The following is a 23,054-nucleotide window of genomic DNA, read 5'->3' as shown; positions in this document are numbered from 1 at the left end:
ATGACCTCCTCGAACCTGACGTCGAGCGCCCCGGGGACCGCGGCCGCCGGGGAGCCCCCCACCTCCCCGGCGCCGGTCCTCAGACTGCGCGGCATCGGCTGGACGGTCGGCGGCGCGACCATCGTCGACTCGGTCTCCTTCGACCTCCACGAAGGAGAGTTCCTGGCCTTCATCGGCCCCAACGGCGCAGGCAAGACCTCCCTGTTCAATCTGGTCAGCGGCATCACTCCCGTTTCCCGGGGCACGATCGAGCTCGACGGCGCCGACGTCACGAACGAGGCCGCCTACGTACGGGCCCGGCGCGGTCTCGGGCGTACCTTCCAGACCTCCAGCCTGTGGCCGGGCATGACGGTCGCCGATCATGTGCGGCTGGCCGCCCAGGCCGCCGAGGGCGGCGCGTACCGGATCTGGCGCCGCGCCGACCCGTACCCGGAGCTGGTCGCCAAGGTGCTGGCACGCACCGAACTCGCGCACCGCGCGGACACCGCCGCCGACACCCTCTCGCACGGCGAGAAACGCAAGCTGGAACTCGCGGTGCTGCTCGTCGGCGAACCCCGGCTGATGCTGCTCGACGAGCCCATGGCGGGCGTGAGCGCCGAGGAAGTGCCCGCCCTCACCGAACTCATCCGCTCGCTGCACCACGAGGAGGGGCGCACCGTGCTCATGGTCGAGCACCACATGGACGTCCTGCTGGGTCTGGCCGACCGGCTCGCCGTGATGCACCACGGCACGCTGCTGGCCCTGGACACCCCCCAGGTCGTGATGGCCGACCCGACCGTGCAGCAGGCCTATCTCGGGGAGGAGCTGTGAGCACGAGCCCGGCGCCGCTGCTGACGGTGCGCGACCTGCGGGTCGTGATCGGGGACAGCCACCTCCTGCACGGCGTCGACCTGGACGTCGCCGCCCGTGGCACCACCGCGCTCCTGGGCCGCAACGGCTCCGGCAAGACCACCACCGTACGCGGAATCCTCGGCCTCGTACCGCGCACCGGCAGCGTGCTGCTGAGCGGCGAGGAGACGGTGCGACTGGCCACCCACGCCCTGGTCCGCCGTGGCATCGGCTACGCCCCCGAGGACCGCGGCGTCTTCGCCACTCTCACCGTCGCCGAGAACCTGCGGCTCGCCGAGCGGCCCGGCGCCGGCCAACCGGCCTACGATCTGGTATACGAACTCTTCCCCGAGCTCAGGCAGCGTGCCCGGCAGGCCGCCGGCACCCTCTCCGGCGGCCAGCAGCAGATGGTCGCCATCGCCCGCACCCTGCTCAACGGCAACCGATTGATCATCGCCGACGAGCCCACCAAGGGCCTGGCACCCAAAGTGGTCACCGAGGTCGCACAGGTGCTGGAGCGCGCCGCAGAGGCGGTGCCCGTCCTGCTGGTGGAGCAGAACCTCGCCGTGGTGCGCCGCCTCGCCCGGCACTGCGTCGTGCTCGCCGACGGCCGCACCACGCACCGGGGCCCCGCCGCCGAACTGCTCGCGGACGCGGGCGCGGCTCGTCGGCTGCTCGGTGTCGGACGGGCGGGCCACGACGGCGCCGGCCCCGCACCGGCCGGCGCGTCCGCGGGTCCCGCGACCCACCCCGCCACCAGGACCGAAGAAGCGGAGGTCTGATGTCCACCGTAGTCCTGCTCGCCCTCACCGGGCTCGGCCTGGGCGCGCTGTACTTCCTGGTCGCCTCGGGCCTCTCGTTGATCTTCGGCCTGATGGACGTGCTCAACTTCGCCCACGGGGCCCTGATGTCCGTCGGCGCCTACGGCACCTGGTGGGCCGCCTCCGGCCACGTCCCCGGCGCCGGGCCCGGCGGCGCCGGCTTCGCCCTCGCGGTCGTCTTCGGCACCGCGGTCGGCACCGTCGCCGCGGTTCTGCTCGAACTCGCCGTCATCCGCCCGCTCTACGCCCGCCCCCGCGAGCAGATCCTGGCCACCGTCGGCGTGGGCCTGGCCGTTCCCGCGTTGCTCTCCGCGATCTGGGGCGCTGACGCCCGGCCCTTCCCCGGACCCGAAGCGCTGTCCGGAACCGTCGGCCTGCTGGGCGCCGACGTGCCGCTCAACCGCCTGGCGCTGATCGCCGCCGCCCTGGTGGTACTGGCCGCTCTCAGGGTGTTCCTGGGCCGGACCCGGCACGGTCTGGTCGTCCGCGCGGGCGTGGAGGACCGGGCCATGGTCACCGCGCTCGGCATCGACGTGCGCAAAGCCTTCACCCTGGTCTTCGCCATCGGCGGAGCGGCAGCGGCCCTCGGCGGCGCGATCGGCGGTCTCTATTTCGGCTCGGTCGACCCCGAACAGGGCACCTCGCTGCTGATCTTCGCCTTCGTGGTCGTCGTCATGGGCGGCATGGGCTCGCTCACCGGTGCCGCGCTGGCCTCGGTCGCCGTGGGCCTCGTCCAGCAGTTCGCCAACTACTACACCACCGCCGGACTCGGCGACCTCGCCGTCGTCGTCCTGCTCGCCGCCCTGCTGCTCGTCCGGCCGCGTGGGCTGACCGGGAGACTCGCATGACCATCGCCACCCGGCCGCGCGGTGAGACCCGCGCGCCGGACCGATCCCCTGTCACCCGGTCCGAAAGGTTCAGGCGAGCCACCCGCTGGTGGCCGGCGCTGCCGCTGGTGGTCCTGTTCCTCGTCCCCTACAGCGCGCTGCCCCTGCCCGGCCTGCTGGACGGACCGATCGGCAGCCCAGGCAACCTCCAACTGCTGTCCCTGTGCCTGGTATTCGGAGCCCTGGCCACCGGCTACGACCTGCTGCTCGGCCGCACCGGGCTGCTGTCGTTCGGCCACGCGCTCTACTTCGCCGCGGGCACCTACGTCACCAACACCATCATGCTGGAGGCGGGGCTGCCCTTCGCCGTCTCCGCGCTGCTCGGCCTGGTCTCCGGGGTGGCGCTGTCCGCACTGCTGGGCGCGGTCAGCCTGCGGGTGACGGGCATCGGCTTCTCCATGGTGACCCTCGCCTTCGCGCAGGCCGCCTCGATCCTCGTACAACGCGATCCGGGCGGCGTCACGGGTGGCGAGGAAGGCAGGGCCGCCCCCGCGGGCAAGCTGCCCGCCGCACTGGTCGGCATCGAGCACACCGCCAACCTGTACTGGGTCGCCCTGGCCTACCTCGTCGTCGTGCTGCTCGTCGTCCAATGCGCGGTCCGCTCACCCACCGGCCGGGTCTGGGAGGGCATCAAGGAGAACGAGCGCCGGGTCGAAGTTCTGGGGCTGCGCCCCTACGGCTTCAAGCTGACCGCGTTCGTCCTGGCCGGCACCCTGGCCGCGCTCGGCGGCATCGTCCACCTGCTGCTGACCGGCGGCGCCACCCCGCAGACCACCACCTCCGACTTCACCCTCTCCCTGCTGGTGATGGTGGTACTGGGCGGCTCCGGCACCCGATGGGGTCCCCTGGCCGGCGGCATCCTCTACACCTGGGCCGACCACCGGCTCGGCGACCTGTCGGGTTCCGGTGCTGTCACCGGGTTGCCCGCCGTGCTGCGAGTGCCACTGTCGCAGCCGCTGTTCCTGCTCGGCGCGCTGTTCGTCGCGGTGATCTACCTGCTGCCCGGCGGCCTGGTCCGGCTGCCGGCTCGGCTGCGCGCGGCGCGCACCTCGCGCGCCGCCACCGGCGGCAAGGCGGTCCGCACTCCATGAGCCCCGTCCCGCGAGGGGTCTTCCAGCAACGGTCCCGCTGAGGCGGCGACGAACCTGTCCACGTCATGGTCCTCATCCGGCAGCTCGCCGAGGAAGCCGAACTCGACGGCGCACCACACCCGCCGTCGCGGTCGAGCATGCCCGGGGCCCACGGACAGCATGTGGCCTCGGCGATCGCTATCGAGCCTGTGACGGGCCGGGCGCCGACGGACGGTGCCAGGCTCGGGGCAGTGGCCGCCTGAAGTGCCCGGCGCGTACGGCCGGTCGTGACGCCCGGGCCGCCCCCGTGTCATGGCCGATCCGCCCACACCATGGGTACGCGAGCCACGTCGGCCACCGTTTTCCTGGCCGCCCCTCCCATGTCGCGGTCGGCCGCCCGGTCGTACGGTCCGCTTACAGCAAGCCGGTATGTCAGCCGGCCGGTGCGTCAGCGCCACGCACCGGCCGGCGGGACCGGCCCGGCCGGTCCCGTGAAGTGGCATGGCAGGGCGCCGTACAGCGTCCGTACTCCCTCCACTCCCCCACTCGATGGAGCTGCCCCATGCGTTTCGTCACCGTGCGCAGAGTCTTCAGACGCACTGCTCTGGCCGCCGCGCTCGACTCCACCGGCGCCGCGTCCTCGCCGGTCACCGCGACGACGACCAGCGCCGAGCCGGCACCCACGTGCTACACCGACAACAACTACGACCAGGTCAAGGCCGGCCGCGCCCACCAGAGCCTCGGTCACACGTATGCCAACGGTTCCAACCACAACCTCGGTCTGTACAACCTCGCCGTTATCCACACTCTCGAGGAGACTTCCCCGGGCTACTTCGTCCTCGCCGACTCCGGCTGCTGACCTTGGAGCACGACGCGGCATGCGACCCGATCACGAGGGAAGAGCCGCGATGACCTTCAGCCACATCGACCGAACGCTTCGTCGCCGATCACCGGATCGCTGGTCTCCCGGTGCTCAAGGACAGCGCCATCGCCCATGAGCAGTACACGATGGGCAACGGGCTGGAACACTCCATCGGCTGGTGCGGGCCGCTGCACCATGGGCGGGGCACCCGGTCGCTGCGGTCGGCCGCCAAGGCCGGTAGCAGGGCTCAGGCGACCCGACCGACGTGGAGGGGGCACTCTGGGCACCTGCACCGCGGGGCTGCCGCACAACACCGGGGATGCGCCCAGATCGCTGTCACCGTCGGGGGGCGGTTCCTCCGTGCGGTCCGGGATCAGGCGTCTGCCGCGAACACCGGTGCAGGGTGGATCGTCACCCGCACCGGCGATCCGGGGAGAGCAGCGGGCAGATTCCGCTTTCGGGAGCTGCGCGAGCACTGGTTCCTCGAGCTGAATACGGCGGATCCCGGCCCGCAGTTGGGCGCGTACCTTGGCGTCCAGTGCCGACAGCGGCTCGTCCAGCAGCACCTCGGGCTGGACGGCCAGGGCGCGGGCCAGGGCCACGCGCTGCTGTTGTCCTCCGGAGAGCTGGTGCGGATAGTGGACCGCGTGGCCGGGACCATTCCGTGCCCGTCGGCCGCGCCCGGATTGAGCAGCACCGTGCATCCGTTCTGGCTCGTTCCGACGGCGACGAGTTCGCGTCCGTAGCCGGCAAGATGCTCGCCGAGCGCCGGCACGGGGAACAGTCGCTTTCCGCGCAGCGACCGCAGCAGAATTCCCGGTGCGGTGTTCGGAGCTCATGGCAGGGCCTTGATCGTGGTCGGCTGGCACCGTGCGGTGCGGCCTGGAGCCGTTTGGGTCGTGAGGTCGGGGTAGGGCCGCCCGCGGAGTGTTCCCGACTGGGCGACGGCAAGGCCGAACTGCTGAGGGCTGGGCGACGCCCGTCCTCTGGACGAGCTCGGTCACCGAGCCACGCACGACCGCTTCGGGGTCGCTGGGGATCAGCTCGATGACCCGCTTGTCCGTGGCACCAAGGTTGGGCAGCGCGACTTGAGCGCGGGTGACGAACTCGCCGCTGACCAGGACGGCTTGGCCGTAACCACGGAACCTCATTTCACGGCGACGTGAGCGGGAAGCATTGGATCATCCATCCCAAGTCTCAGGATGATCAGGATAGTTCATCCATCAGTAATTCGAGGTTGGTTCACACGCCATCCCCGGCTCCGAGGCTGTCACAGCCAGCTCAGGTCAGCGGCAGCTCGAACGGCCCTGAGCCGCTCGGCCACACAGAGCGGCGGCTCCGAACCCGGAGTGGCACCTGATGAAGGAGAGAACGATTCCTGCCACACCACTCACCCTGATCGCGGTCATCGACGGCCTCCGGCCGACCGCTCTGAGCGCTTCAACGGCCCGGGTTCGGCCCCGAGGACGAAGTCCGCGGTCCCGCTCCCCCGGCGCCCGGACCGGAATCGGCGTCGACGACCAGCGCTGAGGCGATCCAACGGGTCGACCGGGCCATACGCACCTTGCACAGCCTGATCATCACGATGCGGGCCGATCCGACCGACCAGTCCGAGCCCGCGGACACACCGGCCCGCGCCCTGCGCGCACGGACCTCCGGCACCCGGCCGTTCAGCGGCGTGCACGGCACTCTCCACCCTTCCGACATGCGCATTCCGCTGGTCCTGCACGGGTCGGCCTTCACGTCCCGCACCCGGCGCGCCGAACCCGCAGGACCGGTCGACGCCGCCGCCACCGGTTACAAGATCGTCACCGGAGCGGCACTTGACGACGTCGACGGCCGTGTCCTGACCGAGTCACTGCGCGAGGTCACCGACAGCCCTCGGTTTCACCGTCACCCGACCTCAAGGAGCCAACCCTCCGTGACGACGCCCATCACCTCCGACCACAACCCCGACGACCTGCGCCGCCGTGAGGACCCCGTCTTCATGAGCGGCAACCTGCCGCCCGACGTCCCGGAGGTGTTCGACACACAGTACGGAGCCGCCCTCGACGCCGTCCTCACAGGGCGGTCGCCATCGCGCCTGATCGGCGCCCACCAGTACCGTGGCTCCGACCGTGATCGGGCCGCCGGTGCCGCGTTCACCGCGCGGCGCCTGGGGGCTGCGCCGGCCCCGGAGCGGGTCGTCGTCGCCAACGGCACCCAGAGCATCCTCACCCAACTGCTCTCGCGGCTGGTTCCCCGCGGTGGGGTGCTGGCCGTCGAGGAACTGACCTACCCGACGATCCGCACGTTCGTGTCGATGCTCGGCATCGGCCTCGCTCCCGTGGCGATGGACGGCGAGGGGATCGATCCGGACGCGTTCGAGCGCATCTGCCGGACCCAACGCCCCGCCGCTCTCTACACCATGCCGACGCTACAGAACCCCACCACCGGCACCATGGGCGGCGACCGCCGCCGGGCGATCGCCGAGGTGTGCCGCCGGCACGGTGTGTCCGTGATCGAGGACGACATCTACAGCCTCCTTCCCACAGACGCGCCCCGGCCGCTGTCGGCGTACCTGCCGGAGCTGTCCTGGTACGTGCTCGGCACCGCCAAGAGCATCGCGGCCGGACTGAAGGTCGCCTACGTCGTCGCACCGGACGAGGAGTCCGCCAAGGCTCGGTTCTGGCCCGGCGTCCGCAGCACCTACTGGATGGTCGCGCCGATCAACGCGGCCGTGACGACCCGCCTCGTCGAGGACGACGGGGCCACCGCGATCATCGACGCGGTCCGGGCCGAGACCCGCGCCCGCCACGAACTGGTGACGGCCGCGCTGTCCGGAATCGGCCACCGCACGACCCCCGAGTCGCTGCACGTCTGGCTGCCCGTCCCCCCGGGCCGCACCGCTGCCGACTTCGCGTCCGCCACGCTCGCCGCGGGCGCGTCCATCGGCACCAGCGGCACCTTCTACGTCGGTGCCGACACCGCCCCCGAGACGGTCCGGATCGGTGTCGGCGCACCGCCCGACCGTGGCGCCCTGCAGCGCGGCCTCACCGCAGTCCGCCACGCCTATCACCAGTGATCACCGAGGAGACGCGGAAGATGCCCAAGATACTCACCGACGCACAGGCCCAGGGGTACCGGACCGACGGCTACGTGTGTCCGATCCGCGCGTTCGACGCCGAGGTCGCGGCCGGCTACCGCGACCGGATGGACCGGCTCGAGGCCGGCGATCCCGGTCTGTGGGCGCGCGCCAAGGTCAAGCCCCACCTCCTCATGACGTGGCTCAACGAGCTCATGCGCGAGCCGCGGATTCTCGATGCCGTCGAGGACGTACTCGGCCCCGACATCCTGGCCTGGGCGACCGGACACTTCGACAAGAAGCCGCATGATCCGGGCTTCCTCGCCTGGCACCAGGACGCCACCTACTGGGGGCTGTCCGAGCCCAGCGTCGTCACCGCCTGGGTGGCACTGACCCCGAGCACCCGGCAGAACGGCTGCATGCGCGTCGTCCCCGGAACCCACACCGAGGGCCAGCTTCGGCACACCGACACCTTCGCCACCGGCAACATGGCCAGCCGTGGCCAGGAGATCCAGGTCGACGTCGACGAGACGGCCGCGGTCGACCTCGAACTGCAGCCGGGCGAGTTCTCGCTGCACCACACGATGCTGGTGCACGGCTCCCTGCCGAACACATCGGATGTGCGGCGTTGCGGGATCACCATCCGATACGTCGCCGCCCATGTCCGGCAGACCACGGGCTTCCAGGACAGCGCCACGTTGGTCCGCGGCACCGACCGCCACGGTCACTTCCGCCCGGAACCACGGCCGGCGGGTGACTTCGACCCGACCGCGTCCGCCTTCTACGACGAGGTCGTCGGCGAGGCCCAGCGGCGCAAGGCGGCCATCGCCGCGCAGGCCGACTCCGCGGGGAGCGAGCGATGACATCCGCGCGCACCCGGATCTTCACCGACATCGACCTGGACGCCGAGGGCGAGTCGCGTGGCTACTTGCGGCTTCCGCTCGCCGTGCACACCACGTCCGACGGCGACGCCGGCTACGGCTACACGGGAATCCCCATCGTGTCGCTGCGCAACGGCGACGGCCCCACCGTGCTGCTCATGGCCGGCAACCACGGCAACGAGTACGAGGGCCAGGTGGTGGTGATGCGGCTGCTGCAGCGGCTGCGAGCCGCCGACCTCACCGGCCAACTCATCGTCCTGCCGGCCGCCAACGCGCCCGCCGTGGCGGCGGACCGGCGGACCTCCCCGCTCGACGGGGGCAATCTCAACCGGAACTTCCCGGGCCGGCCCGACGGCCAACCCACGGAAATGATCGCCCACTTCATCGAGACCCACCTCCTGCCCCGCGCGCAGTACGCCTTCGATCTGCACTCGGGCGGCAAATCCATCGAGTACCTCCCCGTCGCCGTGGTCGCACGGTCGGACGACTCGGACCGGTTCGCCGCCTCGCTGGACATGTTGAAGGCGTTCGGCATGCCGACCTCGATGATCATCGACCATTCCACGGGCGGTGACGCCGCGCTGATCGGCGCCTGCCGGCGCGTGGGCGTATCCCACCTGTCAACCGAGCTGGGCGGTGGCGCGTCGGTCGGCCGCGAGGAGGTCCGGCTCGCCGAACACGGCGTGCTGCGGCTGTTGCACCACGTCGGTCTGTTGCGTGCGCCGCTCACCACCGAACCGCCCGCCACGACGACGATGCTGCACCGGACCCCGGCCCACGAGTACATCTACGCCGGCTCCACCGAACGCGGGCTGTTCGAACCGCTGGTGTCGCTGGGGGATTCGGTCCACCGCGATCAGGTCGTCGGGCTGATCCGCTACACCACCGCGCCGTGGAGGGAGCCCGACCCGGTGGTGTCCGCCAGCGAAGGCGTCGTCCTCGCGCGGCGCGTCCCCGCACGCACGGGGCTGGGGGACTGCGTGTTCGTGCTGGGCCGACCGTGGAAGGGCGGGGCGTGACATGCGGCTGAAGTCACCGGCCGGAACCACCGGCCGGACCGCGTCCACGGCGCATTCGGCGGCCGCCGGGAACACCGCGGCGCCAGCGCCGTCGGAGGTGCGGGTGTCCGCGGCTGTGAAGAGGTTCGACCGCTCCGAGACCGCCGCCCTCGGCCACGTCGACCTCACCATTCCCGCCGGATCCATCACCGTGCTGCTCGGCCCGAGCGGCTGTGGCAAGACCACTCTGCTGCGCTGCGTCGCCGGTCTCGAGACGCTCACATCGGGCCGGATCGAGATCGGCGGCGCCGACGTCACCGACGTCGCCGCCGAGGACCGCGGTGTCGCGATGGTCTTCCAGAACTACGCCCTGTATCCGAACAAGACCGTCCTCGGCAATATCGAGTTCCCGCTGCGGATGCGGCGGGTGGACCGAGTGGACCGCCGCGAGCGCGCCCTGCGGGCAGCCGAACTGATGCGCCTGGACGAGCTGCTCGACCGCAGGCCGAACGAGCTGTCCGGCGGGCAGCGACAGCGGGTCGGTATCGGCCGGGCCCTGGTCCGCGACCCCGCGGTGCTGGTCATGGACGAGCCCTTCTCGAACCTCGACGCGGCTCTGCGGGACACCATGCGAACCGAGCTTGTCACGCTGCAGCGACGCCTCGGCATGACGGTCGTGTTCGTCACCCACGACCAGGTCGAGGCCCTCGCCCTCGCGGACCAGTTGGTCGTGATGCGCGCGGGGCGCGTCGAACAGGCGGGACCGCCCGAGGAGGTCTACGGCACCCCGGCGACGACCTTCGTGGCCACCTTCCTGGACGGGATGAACATCTTCGCCGCCGAAGGCCCGTTCGCGGCCTGCTCACCGCCCAAGGCAACCACCGTCGGATGCCGGCCGGACCACCTGAGGGTCGGCACGGGCGACGCGGCCGACATCGATCTGCGCGGTCAGGTCCTGATGACCGAGTTGCGCGGACGCGATCGGCTCATCCACCTCGACATCGGCGGCCAGCGCGCCCGGATGCGGGTACCGGCGGACACCCGGCCTAGCGGGGAGATCACGCTGCACGTGCGGCGATCCGATCTGCACCACTTCGCAGCCGACGGGATGCGCCGGTCATGACACCACTGCTCGAGGCCTCGGCCCGGACGCGACTGCGGACGCCGCGGCGGTATGTGCCGGCGCTGCTGGTGACGCCTGCCGCGACCTTCCTCATGGTCTTCTTCATCGTGCCGCTGAGCATGGTGGCGGTACTGACCCTGTTCGACTACCAGCCGCTCACCCGCTCGGTCAGCTTTGTCGGACTGCGGAACTGGCACCGCATCCTGACCTCCCCCGAATTGCGGCAGGCGACTGTCAACACCCTGCTGTACGCCGTGATGACGGTACCGGTGATCGTCGGCGTGAGTCTGCTCGCGGCGCTCGGCATCCACGCCCTGCCGCGCTGGGGGGCGCTATGGCGCACGGTGTACTTTCTGCCGACGATCGCGACGATGGCGGCGATGTCGGTGGTGTGGCGCTGGCTGTTCTACCCCGGCGCGGGTCCGGTCGACGCCACGATCGGACGACTGACCGGTGCCACCGACTGGCTGCACTCCACCACGCTCGCGCTGCCGGCCATCGCCGTGATCGGTAGCTGGGCGGGTATCGGCTCGTCGATGGTGATGTTCCTCGCCGGCCTGACCAGCGTGCCGCAGCACCTGCACGAGGCCGGCCGACTGGACGGTGCCGGTCCCTGGCACAGGTTCTGGCACATCACCTGGCCGGCGCTCGGACCGTCGACCATGTTCGCCCTGATCATCGCCACCCGCGACGCGCTCCGCGTCTTCGACCAGGTGCACGTGATGACCGACGGCGGACCGCTGGGATCGACCGAGACCCTGGCGGACCTGCAATGGCGGTACGGCGTCAGCTACCTGGACATCGGCAGCGGCTCGATCGTCAACACCGTCCTCCTCGGCCTCGTCGTCGTCACCGTTGCCGCGCAGTACCTCGCGGGCGGACGCCGACTTGAGCGAGCGGGTGCGCGATGAACAAGACGAATCGGCGGGTCCTCGGTGTTCACGTGGCGGTCGCGGCCGGTGGCGTGATCATGCTCGGACCCTTTGTGCTGATGCTGGCGGGCGCGTTCCTCGCGGGCAACCCACTCAGCGGGGAGCTGAGCCCGCGCATCACGCTGGACCATTTTCGGGACGCCTGGGCCGCGTTGGACTGGCCGCGGGTGTACGGCACCAGCGTGCTGGTGACCGGGGCGATCTTCATCGCCCAGGTTGTGACGTCGCTGCCGATCGCGTACGCGTTGGCGCGCTGGGAGTTCCGCGGCCGGAGGCCGACGTTCAAGGTGGTACTGGTCTGTCTGGTCATTCCCCCACAGGTGACCGCGATCCCGATCTACTTCCTGATGTCGGGCCTCGGCCTGCTCGACAGCTACTCAGCGTTGATCCTGCCGAGCGTCGGCAGCGGGTTCTGCATCTATCTGTTCCGCCAGTTCATCCTCGCCATCCCGGTGAGCATGTTCGACGCCGCCCGGCTGGACGGGGTCGGGCCGGTGGCGATGCTGTGGCGGGTGGTGTTCCCGCACGTCCGTCCGGCGCTGGTAGCCGCCGGTGTGTTCAGCGTCGTCTCGCACTGGAACGACCTGTACTGGCCGTCGGTCATGCTGACCACCGACCACGTCGCGACTGTTCCGTACGCGGTGGCCGGGGTCTCCGGCCCGGACAGCACGGTGCCGCTGAGCGTGCAACTGGCGGTCGCCGCGCTGGCGGCGCTGCCCCTGCTCATCTGCTTCGTCCTGGTCCAGCGGCACCTCGTCCGCGGACTCGTCCTCACCGCCGACGGCGAATAGCCATGGCCCACTTCCCGTACCCACGCAAGGACAGCACAGCCATGACCAGCATCGTCTCCCGACGGACACTGCTGCTGGCCGCGGGTGCCGCCGCGGTCACTGCCGGCTGCGGCCGCGAGACATCCGGCACCCTGAGGTTCCTCGTTCCGAGCGGCCCCCGCGCGCAGGCCGTCGAAGCCACTCTCGGAAAGGACTTCACCCGGCGCACCGGCGTCCCCCTCGAGATTCAGCTCAGCGGCGGAGGCGGCAACTGGCAGGACATCGACGGCCGGCTCGCCACCGCGTTCGCCGCCGGCACTCCGCCGACGATGGCGATGGTGGGCGCCAACGCCGTCCTCACCTATGCCGCGGCGGGACTGCTGCAACCTCTGGAACCGCTGATGGTGAAGGGCGATTTCCGGCCTGACGAGTACATCAAGCCGTTCCGGCGGGTGAACCAGTACCACGGGCGTACCGCCGCCGCCCTCTACAGCCTCGGCGTGATGGTGTTCTCGTACAACGCGGACGCCTTCCGCAAGGCCGGACTCGACCCCGACCGGCCGCCGACCACCTGGAGCGAGATGCGGTCCGCCGCCGCAGCCGTCGTCGGCAAACGGGCCGCGCGCTACGGGGCACTGCATTCCTACAACGCGGATTCCAACTGGACGTTCGAGAACTTCATAGGCTGGGCGGGCGGATCCATGATGGACACACGGCGACGGCGCGTCACCTTCGCCGACCAGCCGGGCGTCGACGTGCTGACCTACTGGCGCGGCTTGATCGCCGACAAGCTCAGCACACCGACCACCACCCTGGAGATGGACGACGCCTTCCTCCGCGGAGACGCCGCCATGGTCTTCGGCCCGTCGACCAAACCGGTGCGCTACGCCGAGGAGGCGTCGTTCGACTGCCGGACGGCCGTGGTCCCCATCCCCGACGGTGGCACCCGGCGGCTGCCGCCGGGCGGGGGATCGCTGGTCATCTTCACCAAAGACAAGAGGGAACAGCAGGCGGCCTGGAAGGTCATCCAGGCACTCATCAGCGCCGCCGGACAAACCGAGCTGTGCGAGAGCACCGGCGAGATACCCGTCAATACGCAGGCCACCGACGCGCGGCACCTCGGCCCCGTCATCCACAAGCAGCCCTACCGCCGACCGGCGCTCGACTCCGTCCCGGAGCTCGCACAACGCTTCCAGTTTCCCGGCCTGCGGGCCGTACAGATCAACGACCTGCTGCAGCAGAACATCTACGCCGCCCTCGCGGGCGCGAAGGAACCGCGGCAAGCGCTCAGCGACGCGGCGAGCCGGGCCGAAGCCCTCCTCCCCTGAACCGATTCCTGTCCGCTCCCCCAGCAAGGAAGGCACCACTGTGCCGATGCCCGCAACCCGAAAGTCATCGCCACCCGAACCGGACGAAGCCACCCGCCCCACTCCGCGAGCGATCGCTGCCCGTAGTACGGCGGAGGCATGAGATGGCCGACCGACGCGACATCGACTGGGCGAAAGTGCCGTACCGGGGACTCACCGACAGGTCACGGCCCGAACCCGTTGAGCTGGCGGCGGTCGTGGCCGACCTGCCTGCCGGACTGCAGAACCGGCTCGCCGAGCGGGTGGACCGGCTGGGCTACGTCAACGGGTTCCTGGCCGTGGGCCTGCACCAGCCGGGCGCCGTCCTAGCACTGCTGGAAATGACCGAGCAGCTCAAAGCGGCGATTGATCCCGGCCACGTGCTGATCGTGGCCCTCGCCACGCATCACGCCCTCGGCAACGAGTACGAGCTTGCTCAGTACCTGGACGTGGCCCGCAATCATGGCATGAGCGAGGCGTGGATCCACGCGGCACAGGGCCGTGCCGTCGGTGGCCTCAACCCCACCGAGGAAGCGGTGCGCAGGCTGACACTCACCGTGGTGTTCGCCTCGCCTCCCAGACCCGCTCTGACCGCGGCGGGCGCGCACCTCGACGACCGCGCGCTGGTCGCGGTCGTCCACCTGGCCGCGCGGTTCGTCGCCACCTCACGCATCAGCCACGCACTGAGCCTGCGGCCTATGACCGGGCATTCCCCCACGTCCGACGACAACGCCCAGAAGGCGACGGATGCATGACCAGCGGGACCGAGTCGACCGGCCGTTGGTTCGCCGACGGCACCGCACGCCTCCGTCGCGCGGCGCCCCCGAGCGCGGCGCGTCGTCGCACTGGTCAGCCCCGGTGACGCACTGGAGTTGCGGGAGACGCGGGCCGTCTGCGTGAGAGGCAGACCGAGGGTGTCGCACCGGGGGCGCTTGCGGAACGACGGCGTGTTCGCGCGGCCTGTGTAGAGATCATCCCTGCTCGCGCAGGCCCCAAGGGGCGCCGTACTCGGTGAGCAGGTCGAGGAACGGGCGGGGCGGCAGGGCTTCGGGACCGAGAACGCCCTTGCCGGACCAGGCGCCGGTGGCGAGGAGTTCGAGGGCGATGACCGGGTTCATAGCGGTCTGCCAGACGACAGCCTGTGAGCCGTACTCGCGCATCGTCCACTGATTGTCGACCACGTGGTACAGGTACACCTCGCGGGACTCACCGTCCTTGGTGCCCTTGACCCAGGTGCCGGCGCATGTCTTGCCGGTCATCCGGTCGCCGAGGGTGGCGGGGTCGGGCAGGCAGGCGGCGACCACGTCACGCGGCGAGACCCTCACCGGTCCGTGCTCGCCGGGCACTGAGACCTTGGTGGTCGAGTCCAGGCCCAGTTCGTGCAGGATCTTCAGCTTCGCGATGAAGTCATCGCCCAGTCCGTACTTGAACGTCACGCGCCGCGCGTCCACCCAGCGAGGGATCAGCAGCACCTCCTCGTGCTCGACGTTTACGCACTCCACCGGCCCGATGCCCTCGGGGAAGTCGAAAACCTCCGGTTCGCTGAACGGTGCGGTGGTGAACCAGCCGCGTTCCTTCTCGTAGACCACCGGCGGATTCAGGCACTCCTCGATGGTGGTCCAGATGCTGAAAGAGGGTGCGAAGTCGTAGCCCTCGACCGTGAGGTTCGCGCCGTCGCGCACGCCGATCTCCTCGATCTCGTCGAAGAGCTCGTCCGCGGCGTACCGCGCGAAGACGTCCGACAGACCCGACTCCACGCCCATGCCGACCAGGGCCAGGCGCTCCGACTCCACCCAGCGGTCCGCCAGCTCGAACTGCCTGTCGCCCAGCTTCACCCCGCACTCCTCGAACGGCCGCGAGGGGTGCGGAACGGACAGTGACATCGCCATGTCCAGGTAGTGTGCTCCGGCCGCGAGGGCCGCGTTGAACAACGGCATCACGAACCGTGGATCGGTCGCGTTGAACAGGACGTCGCATCGGTGCTCGGTGAGCGCGGCCCGCACCGCGTTCTCGTCCGAAGCGTCCAGGCGCACCGCGCTGAACCGGTCGCCGTGCTCCTTCAGCGCGGCGACGGCCGCTTCGGCGCGGGAGAGGTCGTAGTCGGCCACGACCATGTGGGTCAGGAATTCCCTGCGTGCCGCGATCCGGGTGGCGGCAGTGCCGACGCCGCCCGCGCCGACGAGAAGTACTCGCATGTCAGTGACCCTTCTTCTCTTCCGGGAGCAGGACGCCTCCGGATTGCCCCTGATGCAACGGCACGGGGCGTTGTAAGGTCAACCACGTTGGCATAAGCCAGCCGTGCCGGCGATGGTGGAGGAGGGTGAGGGGATGCCGAAGCGGGTGGTGCCCGAAGAGGCGCGGCGCAGGCGCAGGCCGACGCGACAGGGCGTGGTGTTGTCCGAGACGCTCATCGTGCAAGCCGCGCTGCGGATGCTGCGCGAGCACGGCAGTGCCGGCCTGACCGCCCGGCGCCTGGGAGCCGCGCTGGGTGCGGACCCGAGCACCCTTTACCGCTACTTCGCGGGGATGGACGATCTGGCCCGGGCCATCGGCGACGAGCTGATGGGCCGGGCCTTGGACAGGTGGACGGCCACCGGTGACTGGCGGGCCGACTTGCGCACCCTCGGGCTCGCCCTCCACTCCTCCTATCTCGCACACCCGCAGGCCGCCGTGCTCACAGCCAGCCGGGTCAGCGGACGTCCGCGAGAGATCGCGGTCGACGAGACAATCCTCGGCATTCTGCGCGGGGCGGGCCTGCCCGATCCCGCCGCGGTCCGCTTCTACCAGGCGTTCATCGACCTCGCCTTGGCCTTCGCCGCGCTCGACGCGGGGGAGCTGGCACTCTCCGCGGAGGCCCGCACACGGGACGAGGAGATGTGGGACTCCACCTACGCCCGGCTGCCGGCCACGACCCACCCGAACATCGCCACCACCGCCCGCCTGCTCGCCGCCCGGATGCTGCACAGCGCCTACCCGGTGGTCCTTGACACCTTGCTGGACGGCATCGCCGCCGAACTGGCTGCCGCAGGTGCCCGAGCGACTGACTGACCCCGGTTCATGCCTTTTTGACATATCCGGTGGAGTTCTGGCCTCTTCGGGCTGGTTCTGGCAGATGCTTATGCCAACGACATTGACCTTCAGGTTCCCAGGGCGTTTTCTCTTCGGAACCGCGAGGTTACGGCGTCACGTAACGCGCCCGGGCCGGGCTGTCGGCCCCGCCCGTCCCAAGGCATGGACACGAGCGACGCCCTTGCGTCATCGGCGTCATCCCTCGGGGCCGCCCACTACGGACATTCCGGTTGTCCCAGTGCGACCTGGCCGCTGGGGACGCCCGAGGACATCCAGAAAGAGGGATCACATGGCCGAGGACAGTGCGCGAGGGACTCCCGAGGCGCCCAAGCCGACGCCCGGGCTCAATCCGAACGCGATCGGGTTTCTCGACTCTGTCGCCATTGGTCTGAACGCGACCTCACCCACGTACTCGCTGGCAGCCGTCATCGGTCCCATCGCGGCGTTCGTCGGGGTCAACGTACCCGGCGTGATGCTGGCCTCCTTCGTTCCGATGCTGCTGATCGCGTCCGCGTTCTACTACCTCAACCGGGTCGACCCGGACTGCGGCACCACCTTCTCCTGGGTGTCGAGGATCCTCGGCCCGACCACAGGCTGGCTGGGCGGCTGGGCCGTCGCCATGACCGGAGTGATGGTCGTCGGCTCGCTCGCCGAGGTGGGGACGCGTTTCGGCCTACTGGCCACGGGGCTCGACGGCTGGGCCGAGAACACCTGGGTCCTGCGCTCCTTGACGGTGCTGGTCATCCTGGCGATGTCCGCCCTGTGCGTCCGAAGCACCGAGGCCTCCGCCCGGCTGCAGAACGTGCTGACGCTGCTGCAAGTGGCCGGGCTGCTGGTCTTCGCGGCCGTGGCCCTCTACCGCGTCCACGCAGGCACCAGCACCCTGCATGCCGTCCACCCGTCCCTGGGCTGGCTGAACCCCTTCGGCGCGGGCGGTGCGCCACTCACCTCAGGACTCCTGCTCGGCGTCTTCACGTTCTGGGGCTGGGAGACGGTCCGCTCGGGCTGTCGGCGCTGGAAACGGCGTGGTCGACCGGGAAGCCGGGCACCCGTCCGTCGTCGGTGAGGACGTCGCCGCGCGGGTAGAGCGCCAGCTCGTCGAAGGTTTTCGCCGTCTTCAGTCGAGGGTGCGGGTGATGGGCTCTCCGAAGACACCGGGGTGTGCCCCGCTGGAGTAACCTGCGGCGGTCTGCAGGGCGCTGTTGGTCAGGCCGTCCACGGCCAGGGCGGGTTCCCAGGTCTTGCGGACCGTGTCGCTCTCGGAGGCGGTGACCGCGGCGCCGCGGGCGAGGCCGGTGGTGGAGGTGGCGGAGTCGCGCAGGTCGATCTCGCCGAGCTGGAGCCGCCGGCCGCGGCGGCGGAAGTCCTCGGCCAGGGGCAGGCCGAGCCGGGTGATGACGTCCAGCCGTACGTAACGGGCAGTGGTCCGGGGCAGTTTGACGACGGCCGGGGCCACCGATCGCCTGCTCAGCCGCCAGGCGGGATGGGTGATCCAGTCCGCGCCCCAGTCCGACCGCCTGGTCAGACCGGTCTCGAAGACGGCCGCCCCGCTCCACCCGGAGGGCCGGTGCCCGCGTCGCGGTCCGCAACTTCGTGCTCCGCGCCTCCGGGGCCTCCTTTGACGTCAACGCCGACGGGCCCGCCCGCGTCGAGGTGCTCGTGCGGGGCCGCCGCTCCCGCGGGCGGAACGTGCCCGCCGGCCGCGGCCACGTCGAACGGTGAAGCACCGGCCGGATTCCCTCTCATAACGTCTGCCTGACGCGCTGCCACCTCTCCGCAACACCGAATGACCGGAATGACCGGGAGCCGATCCCATACTCGGCCGCCTGTCGTATGGGGCCCGCGCACATGCCGCCACGTGCGCTCCCTGACTAACGTGCAGGAGCCGGAGCATGAGGTGCGGACAAGGCCGTGCAAGCCGAGGACGGCCGCTGTCCGCCGCCGTCGGCACCTCCATCCGAACCAGGGTGGGGGTTTCGCATGTCACCCGGCTCTCGTTCCCCCCCACACATCAGGAGTCGCCATGTCGCTGCTCTCCAGAACGAGCCGTCGGACACAAATCGCACTGGCCTCAGCGGTCCTCGGCGGTATCGCTCTCATGGGCGTGCCGGCCGGCCCGTCGTTTGCCGCCGCTCCCCCGGTATCCGCCACGTCCAGCGTCTCGGTATCTGGTCACGCCCAGGCGGCGCCCGTCACCCGGGCCGAGGTGCTCCGCCACGCGGCCACCTGGCTGACCGCCGACAACGGTTCGCAAGTGCCTTACAGCCAGACCTCGGTGTGGTCCGACGGCTATCGCCAGGACTGCTCCGGGTACGTCTCCATGACCCTCGGGTTGTGGAAGCCGGGGCCCAACACAGTAGAACTGGCCGGCAACCGCGACCTCACCACACCGATCAGCCTGGATGATCTACAACCCGGTGACCTGCTGATCGACGCCGCGGGCAACAGCAACACGCGCCACGTGGTCATCTTCGAAAGCTGGACGGATTCCTCCCGGACCGCCTACAGCGCGTTCGAACAACGCGGCGGCCACGGCACGGATCACCGCGTCCTCACCTATGGGCTGGGCGCAGGCAGTGAGTACAAGCCGTACCGCGCAGTGAACGTCACCGACTCCGAGATCCTGGACGATCCGTCGCGGGGTCGGCCGCATCCTGGCCAACGCTGAAGAGCGGGAGCAGCACGGGCGCGAACGTGGCCACTGCTCAATACGTGCTCGGGTGGGTCCGAATGGCGGGGCGCACGCCCCTGGGACGCCTCCTTGGAGCGGGCCTGTACTGCCTGCACCAGTGACCTCATCGGCCCTTATCTCTGGACGAGAGCGACCGCCAGACCGATCCCGGTCCGGCGGTCCGCCTCATCCGCGACCGCCTCTCCCCCCTCACAAGGCATCGCTCCAACAGCGGTCAGCGGCGGTGGCCGAGTTGGGTGAGGGCCCGCTCCAGCATGTCGGTGAAGAAGTCGGCCGCGGCGGCGTCGATGCACAGCGGCGGCTTGATCTTGAGGATGTTGAGGTGGTCTCCGGTGGGCTGGACGATCACGCCGAGGTCGAGCATGCGGTCGCAGAGTTCGGCGGTCTCTTCCGTGGCGGGTTCCAAGGTGGCGTGGTCCCGGATGAGTTCCAGGCCGAGGTAGAGGCCCGAGCCGTGGACGGCGCCGATGATGTCGTGGTGGCCGGCCAGTGCCTGGAGCCGGCTCTTGAGACGGCCGCCCACGCGCACCGCGTTGCCCTGGAGGTCCTCCTCGCGCAGGGTGTCCAGGACGGTGAGGCCCACAACGCTGGAGACCGGGCTGCCACCGGTGGATGAGAAGAAGTAGCCCTGGTCACGGTAGCGGTCGGCGACCTCCTTGGACGTGATGACGGCGCCGAGGGGGTGGCCGTTGCCCATGGCCTTGGCCACACAGACGACGTCCGGGACGACCTGTTGCTGTTCGAAGCCCCAGAACCAATGGCCCAGTCGGCCGTAGCCGACCTGGACCTCATCGGCGACGGCCAGGCCGCTGTGGCGGCGGACCGCGGCGTACACCTCGGCGAGGTAGCCCTCGGGCAGGGCCACGCCCCCGGCGTTGCCGTAGAAGGTCTCGCTGAGGAAGGCCCCTGGCGGGCGGCCGGAAGCGGCGAGATCGTCGATCGTCGCGGCCGCCTCGGGTCCGTAGCGCACCACGTCCGCCCCGCGGTGCCGACCGCGGTAGGAGTTGGGCGAATCCACGGTGTGGACCCAGCTTGGGCGGGTGGCCAGGGCGTTGGGGTTGTCCTGCAGCGAGGTGGAGACCGCGTCGGAGGCGTACGTCCAGCCGTGATACGCCTCGCGCAGCGCGACGACATCGAGCTGCCCGGAGGCGCCGACGGCCAGCCGGATGCCCAGATCGACCGCCTCCGAGCCCGAGTTGACCAGGAACACCGTGTCCAAGGGGTCGGGCAGGAGGGCGGCGAGGCGTTCGGTGAACTCCACCACCGAGGCGTAGTGGAAGCGCGAGTTGGTGTTGAGCCGTCGCATCTGCCGCGAGACCGCCTGTTCCACGCGTGGATGAGCGTGGCCCAACGGGGTGACATTGTTGACCATGTCGAGGTAGGAGCGGCCCTCGGCGGAGACCAGATGGTGCCGCCAACCACGCTCGATTACGGGCGGGTCGGCGTAGTAGTGCTCCTGCACGGTCGCGAACACGGCGTCCCGCCGGTCGAGCAGGTCCGCGTGCTCCTCAGGGTCAGCGGCCGGGAGACCGATGAGCGGGGAAGGGTCCGCGGTGAGCGCGAGCCATCCGGCGGCGTACTCGGGGCGCACCAGCGCGGGGACGGCCGGGCCGTCGGCGCCGCGCAGCCCGAGACGTACCGATGTCCCGGCAGGGAGGTGGGCCAGGTCCTCGCCCGCGCGGAGCGTCGCCCCGGCGGAGATCACGGGGTGGACCGTGTGGGGGAAGGACAACGTCAGCACCCGCGGGCCGTAGGTGACCGTCAGCCGGCCGGGCGCCGCGGCGAGAACCTCGCCGAAGCCGGGAGCCTGCAGCGCGGTGGCCCGGCCGAGCCACAGGTCGATGCCGGTGGCCACGGTCGCGGGAGATGCGGCGGACAGGGCCGGGGCCTGGGTGAGTCGCGCCCGCGCGTACCGTGTGACGACCGCGGCCGCGCCGTCGGCGAGCGCGGAGGCCGCCAGCCGGTTCTCGGTGTCTGCTTCGAGCCAGACTCCATGGTCCAAGGGGTCGGCGCCGGTGGACAGGTCGAGAAGGGAGATGTCGTCGGCGGTGAGGCCCCGCAGCAGCGGGCGCGCCGGCGCGTCGGCGCGAGCGGGCTCGTCGGGCCGGTCGATCGCGTCCTTGATGAGGTGGGTCATCACGGGAAGTGGCAGGTGGGTGGCCTGCTCGAATATTCGCCACTCGCGGTCGAGCGCGGCCTCGGCGTAAGCGTTCCCCTCGTCGACGGCGGCCTGGTGGCGGCCGCTGGCGACCAGGCCGGCGGCGCGCAGGACCACCAGCGGCCACAGCGCCTCGGCCTCCGCTGCGGAGAGCGGCCGGACGGCGTGGAAGGCCCGGATGGCGGGCAGCACGTGGTGGGGCTCGACACCGTCGTGGTGGAGCATCGAGGAGAGCGACACCGCCAGCTCGCCGACCGCCCAACTCCGGGTCAGGTCACCGAAGTCGATGACTCCGTCGGGCATCGTGAGGCGGCTGTCGGGAGAACGGATCAGGTTGTCGTCCGTGAGATCGAGGTGTACGGCCTGACAGGGCAGCAGAACGGCGACCTTCCGCACCTGCGTCCAGGCGTCGGCGGTCGCGGTGTGGATGGCTGTGCGGCGGTCGGGCTCCGGGATGTGCTCCGCGAGCTTGACGACGACGCGGTCGGCGTACCGCGGGTCCCACTGGAGCACACGGTCCAGGCCCGGGTGCCGGAAGTCACGCAGGGCGACGCTGACCTTCCCGGTGATCGTGCCCATGGCCGCCACCGTGTCCGGGGACAGGTGCCGCGGTCCGGACAGCGGGCCGCCGGGGAGGTACTCCAGGAGTCGCGCGATGACCGGCCCGCCCTCGGTGTCCACCCTCGCGCACCTGGGGGAGCCGTCGGGGCGGAGCAGGACGGTGGCGATGCGCAGTTCCGGGTGAGCCGCGGCGATCAGGCCGGCGGCAGTGTCCTGGGCTTCGATCTCCATCGGGCTGAAGGCCGGGTTGGCGATCTTCAGGACCGCCAGGGGTGTCCCGGTGTCGGAGCGCAGCAGGAAGTTGGCGTCCTGCTGGCTTCCCAACGCCTCCGCACGGGCGGTGATGCCAAGACGTTGGGAGGCGATGCGCTCTGCCTGAGCAAGTGACACCCGCGGCGCGGGAAGCGCGTCCTGGGCGAAGAAGTCGATGGTGCGGTACTCGTCGTGCGGCATGCCGGGTTCCTCGGCTTGGTGAGCGGAGCGTGGTGTGGGCGGGCTGGGCGCGGACTCGCGGATGCCTCTAGTCGACTCCCCACATGAACCGGTGAGTGTGAATGGCGAAGTAGGGGAAGTTCTCCACGGACGCGACGCCCTCCACGGGCCGTACGACATCGTTGATGAAGTCCAGAAGATCACGAGGGCGACCGCACACGATCTCGGCGAACAGGTCGAAGCGGCCAGAGGTCAGCACCGCGTACACGACTTCGTCGTGCCGGGAGAGTTCATCGGCCACTGCCCGGGGATCGCCCTCGATGCGCAGGCCCAGCAGCGCCATGGTCTGCCGTCCCATGGCCATCGGGTCGGTCACCCCGACGACTTGGACCGTCCCGGTGTCGATCAACCGCTGCAGCCGCAGCCTCGCAGCCGAAGGCGACAATCCCACCTTCGGCCCCAGCTCGGCATAGGGGATACGACCGTCGGCCTGCAACTCCCGCAGGATGGCCCGGTCGGTGTCGTCCATGGGTCACCTCTCTCTATCTTGCAGAAACAGG

General features: G+C 70.4%; 19 protein-coding genes and 2 pseudogenes. 16 read left to right on the top strand and 5 right to left on the bottom strand.

All coding sequences use genetic code 11. From position 1 onward, the window contains the following. The 5 genes from ACK1X7_RS46860 (at nt 1) to ACK1X7_RS46840 (ending at nt 4,465) form a co-directional block, all read left to right on the top strand. Nucleotides 1–810 carry an ABC transporter ATP-binding protein gene (locus ACK1X7_RS46860; protein WP_385148517.1) on the top strand — a complete coding sequence of 270 codons (810 nt, stop codon included), beginning with the start codon at nt 1–3 and terminating at the stop codon, nt 808–810. After that, the gene (locus tag ACK1X7_RS46855) at nt 807–1,610 is read left to right on the top strand and encodes an ABC transporter ATP-binding protein (RefSeq protein WP_385148520.1); all 804 of its coding nucleotides are present in this window, start codon (nt 807–809) and stop codon (nt 1,608–1,610) included. The genes ACK1X7_RS46860 and ACK1X7_RS46855 overlap by 4 nt, the downstream gene beginning before the upstream one ends. Continuing rightward, nucleotides 1,610–2,497 carry a branched-chain amino acid ABC transporter permease gene (locus ACK1X7_RS46850; RefSeq protein ID WP_385148523.1) on the top strand — a complete coding sequence of 296 codons (888 nt, stop codon included), beginning with the start codon at nt 1,610–1,612 and terminating at the stop codon, nt 2,495–2,497. Before ACK1X7_RS46855 ends, ACK1X7_RS46850 begins: the two co-directional genes overlap by 1 nt. Continuing rightward, nucleotides 2,494–3,627, top strand: coding sequence for a branched-chain amino acid ABC transporter permease (locus ACK1X7_RS46845; RefSeq protein WP_385148526.1), 1,134 nt, complete (start codon nt 2,494–2,496; stop codon nt 3,625–3,627). Before ACK1X7_RS46850 ends, ACK1X7_RS46845 begins: the two co-directional genes overlap by 4 nt. Nucleotides 3,628–4,168: 541 nt before the next feature. Continuing rightward, nucleotides 4,169–4,465 (top strand): hypothetical protein, encoded by a 297-nt coding sequence (locus ACK1X7_RS46840; protein ID WP_385157435.1) that lies wholly within the window; start codon nt 4,169–4,171, stop codon nt 4,463–4,465. 512 nt (nt 4,466–4,977) lie between these two features. Here ACK1X7_RS46840 and ACK1X7_RS46835 read toward each other — a convergent pair. Beyond that, nucleotides 4,978–5,115 (bottom strand): annotated as a pseudogene (locus tag ACK1X7_RS46835) (ATP-binding cassette domain-containing protein); the annotation flags it as partial. Nucleotides 5,116–6,032: 917 nt separating this feature from the next. On the opposite strand from ACK1X7_RS46835, the gene ACK1X7_RS46830 reads away from it, so the two are divergent. From ACK1X7_RS46830 to ACK1X7_RS46795, 8 genes are all read left to right on the top strand, one after another. Next, on the top strand, nt 6,033–7,532 hold the full coding sequence (locus tag ACK1X7_RS46830; protein ID WP_413116751.1) for a PLP-dependent aminotransferase family protein: 1,500 nt from the start codon (nt 6,033–6,035) through the stop codon (nt 7,530–7,532). 20 nt (nt 7,533–7,552) lie between these two features. Then, complete coding sequence (locus tag ACK1X7_RS46825) at nt 7,553–8,395, top strand: phytanoyl-CoA dioxygenase family protein (RefSeq protein WP_385157429.1); 843 nt, start codon at nt 7,553–7,555, stop codon at nt 8,393–8,395. Beyond that, the gene (locus ACK1X7_RS46820) at nt 8,392–9,432 is read left to right on the top strand and encodes a succinylglutamate desuccinylase/aspartoacylase family protein (protein WP_390792385.1); all 1,041 of its coding nucleotides are present in this window, start codon (nt 8,392–8,394) and stop codon (nt 9,430–9,432) included. Before ACK1X7_RS46825 ends, ACK1X7_RS46820 begins: the two co-directional genes overlap by 4 nt. A gap of 103 nt (nt 9,433–9,535) precedes the next feature. Further along, on the top strand, nt 9,536–10,534 hold the full coding sequence (locus tag ACK1X7_RS46815) for an ABC transporter ATP-binding protein (RefSeq protein WP_390792384.1): 999 nt from the start codon (nt 9,536–9,538) through the stop codon (nt 10,532–10,534). 53 nt (nt 10,535–10,587) lie between these two features. Then, complete coding sequence (locus ACK1X7_RS46810) at nt 10,588–11,445, top strand: carbohydrate ABC transporter permease (protein ID WP_159037973.1); 858 nt, start codon at nt 10,588–10,590, stop codon at nt 11,443–11,445. Then, on the top strand, nt 11,442–12,257 hold the full coding sequence (locus tag ACK1X7_RS46805; protein ID WP_390792382.1) for a carbohydrate ABC transporter permease: 816 nt from the start codon (nt 11,442–11,444) through the stop codon (nt 12,255–12,257). Before ACK1X7_RS46810 ends, ACK1X7_RS46805 begins: the two co-directional genes overlap by 4 nt. Nucleotides 12,258–12,298: 41 nt before the next feature. Then, the gene (locus ACK1X7_RS46800; protein ID WP_413116750.1) at nt 12,299–13,564 is read left to right on the top strand and encodes an ABC transporter substrate-binding protein; all 1,266 of its coding nucleotides are present in this window, start codon (nt 12,299–12,301) and stop codon (nt 13,562–13,564) included. Between the two features lie 143 nt (nt 13,565–13,707). Next, nucleotides 13,708–14,337 carry a hypothetical protein gene (locus tag ACK1X7_RS46795; RefSeq protein WP_078646793.1) on the top strand — a complete coding sequence of 210 codons (630 nt, stop codon included), beginning with the start codon at nt 13,708–13,710 and terminating at the stop codon, nt 14,335–14,337. A 216-nt stretch (nt 14,338–14,553) separates the two neighbouring features. Here ACK1X7_RS46795 and ACK1X7_RS46790 read toward each other — a convergent pair whose 3' ends face one another. Further along, entirely contained in the window at nt 14,554–15,777 is a 1,224-nt protein-coding gene (locus tag ACK1X7_RS46790) for a saccharopine dehydrogenase family protein (RefSeq protein ID WP_413116749.1), read from the bottom strand. A 133-nt stretch (nt 15,778–15,910) separates the two neighbouring features. Between ACK1X7_RS46790 and ACK1X7_RS46785 the strand changes: the two genes are divergently transcribed. Both ACK1X7_RS46785 and ACK1X7_RS46780 read left to right on the top strand, forming a co-directional pair. Next, nucleotides 15,911–16,630, top strand: a complete 720-nt coding sequence (locus ACK1X7_RS46785; protein ID WP_078646791.1) for a TetR/AcrR family transcriptional regulator — start codon at nt 15,911–15,913, stop codon at nt 16,628–16,630. A gap of 310 nt (nt 16,631–16,940) precedes the next feature. Then, nucleotides 16,941–17,645: pseudogene (locus tag ACK1X7_RS46780) on the top strand (APC family permease); the annotation flags it as partial. A gap of 123 nt (nt 17,646–17,768) precedes the next feature. On the opposite strand, the gene ACK1X7_RS46775 reads toward ACK1X7_RS46780, so the two are convergent. Further along, nucleotides 17,769–18,107, bottom strand: coding sequence for a hypothetical protein (locus ACK1X7_RS46775; protein ID WP_413116748.1), 339 nt, complete (start codon nt 18,105–18,107; stop codon nt 17,769–17,771). A 567-nt stretch (nt 18,108–18,674) separates the two neighbouring features. On the opposite strand from ACK1X7_RS46775, the gene ACK1X7_RS46770 reads away from it, so the two are divergent. Continuing rightward, nucleotides 18,675–19,319, top strand: a complete 645-nt coding sequence (locus ACK1X7_RS46770; RefSeq protein ID WP_390792377.1) for a hypothetical protein — start codon at nt 18,675–18,677, stop codon at nt 19,317–19,319. A gap of 238 nt (nt 19,320–19,557) precedes the next feature. Here the strand turns inward: ACK1X7_RS46770 and ACK1X7_RS46765 are convergent, their stop codons facing one another. Beyond that, complete coding sequence (locus ACK1X7_RS46765; protein WP_390792376.1) at nt 19,558–22,515, bottom strand: aminotransferase; 2,958 nt, start codon at nt 22,513–22,515, stop codon at nt 19,558–19,560. A 67-nt stretch (nt 22,516–22,582) separates the two neighbouring features. Beyond that, nucleotides 22,583–23,023: an Lrp/AsnC family transcriptional regulator gene (locus tag ACK1X7_RS46760; protein ID WP_398158789.1), complete on the bottom strand. Its 441-nt coding sequence runs from the start codon at nt 23,021–23,023 to the stop codon at nt 22,583–22,585. Nucleotides 23,024–23,054 lie beyond the last annotated feature (31 nt).

Source organism: Streptomyces sp. CY-1 (assembly GCF_047218265.1).
GTDB classification, from domain to species: Bacteria; Actinomycetota; Actinomycetes; order Streptomycetales; family Streptomycetaceae; genus Streptomyces; species Streptomyces niphimycinicus.
This window is presented reverse-complemented; position numbering and strand designations above follow the sequence as displayed.

Excerpts from the sequence above, each read along its gene's own strand:
- ACK1X7_RS46860 (WP_385148517.1), top strand. The coding sequence starts at position 1 with ATGACCTCCTCGAACCTGACGTCGAGCGCCCCGGGGACCGCGGCCGCC.
- ACK1X7_RS46850 (WP_385148523.1), top strand. The coding sequence starts at position 1,610 with ATGTCCACCGTAGTCCTGCTCGCCCTCACCGGGCTCGGCCTGGGCGCG.
- ACK1X7_RS46845 (WP_385148526.1), top strand. The coding sequence starts at position 2,494 with ATGACCATCGCCACCCGGCCGCGCGGTGAGACCCGCGCGCCGGACCGA.
- ACK1X7_RS46840 (WP_385157435.1), top strand. The coding sequence starts at position 4,169 with ATGCGTTTCGTCACCGTGCGCAGAGTCTTCAGACGCACTGCTCTGGCC.
- ACK1X7_RS46825 (WP_385157429.1), top strand. The coding sequence starts at position 7,553 with ATGCCCAAGATACTCACCGACGCACAGGCCCAGGGGTACCGGACCGAC.
- ACK1X7_RS46820 (WP_390792385.1), top strand. The coding sequence starts at position 8,392 with ATGACATCCGCGCGCACCCGGATCTTCACCGACATCGACCTGGACGCC.
- ACK1X7_RS46805 (WP_390792382.1), top strand. The coding sequence starts at position 11,442 with ATGAACAAGACGAATCGGCGGGTCCTCGGTGTTCACGTGGCGGTCGCG.
- ACK1X7_RS46800 (WP_413116750.1), top strand. The coding sequence starts at position 12,299 with ATGACCAGCATCGTCTCCCGACGGACACTGCTGCTGGCCGCGGGTGCC.
- ACK1X7_RS46795 (WP_078646793.1), top strand. The coding sequence starts at position 13,708 with ATGGCCGACCGACGCGACATCGACTGGGCGAAAGTGCCGTACCGGGGA.
- ACK1X7_RS46790 (WP_413116749.1), bottom strand. The coding sequence starts at position 15,777 with ATGCGAGTACTTCTCGTCGGCGCGGGCGGCGTCGGCACTGCCGCCACC.
- ACK1X7_RS46785 (WP_078646791.1), top strand. The coding sequence starts at position 15,911 with ATGCCGAAGCGGGTGGTGCCCGAAGAGGCGCGGCGCAGGCGCAGGCCG.
- ACK1X7_RS46770 (WP_390792377.1), top strand. The coding sequence starts at position 18,675 with ATGTCGCTGCTCTCCAGAACGAGCCGTCGGACACAAATCGCACTGGCC.
- ACK1X7_RS46765 (WP_390792376.1), bottom strand. The coding sequence starts at position 22,515 with ATGCCGCACGACGAGTACCGCACCATCGACTTCTTCGCCCAGGACGCG.
- ACK1X7_RS46760 (WP_398158789.1), bottom strand. The coding sequence starts at position 23,023 with ATGGACGACACCGACCGGGCCATCCTGCGGGAGTTGCAGGCCGACGGT.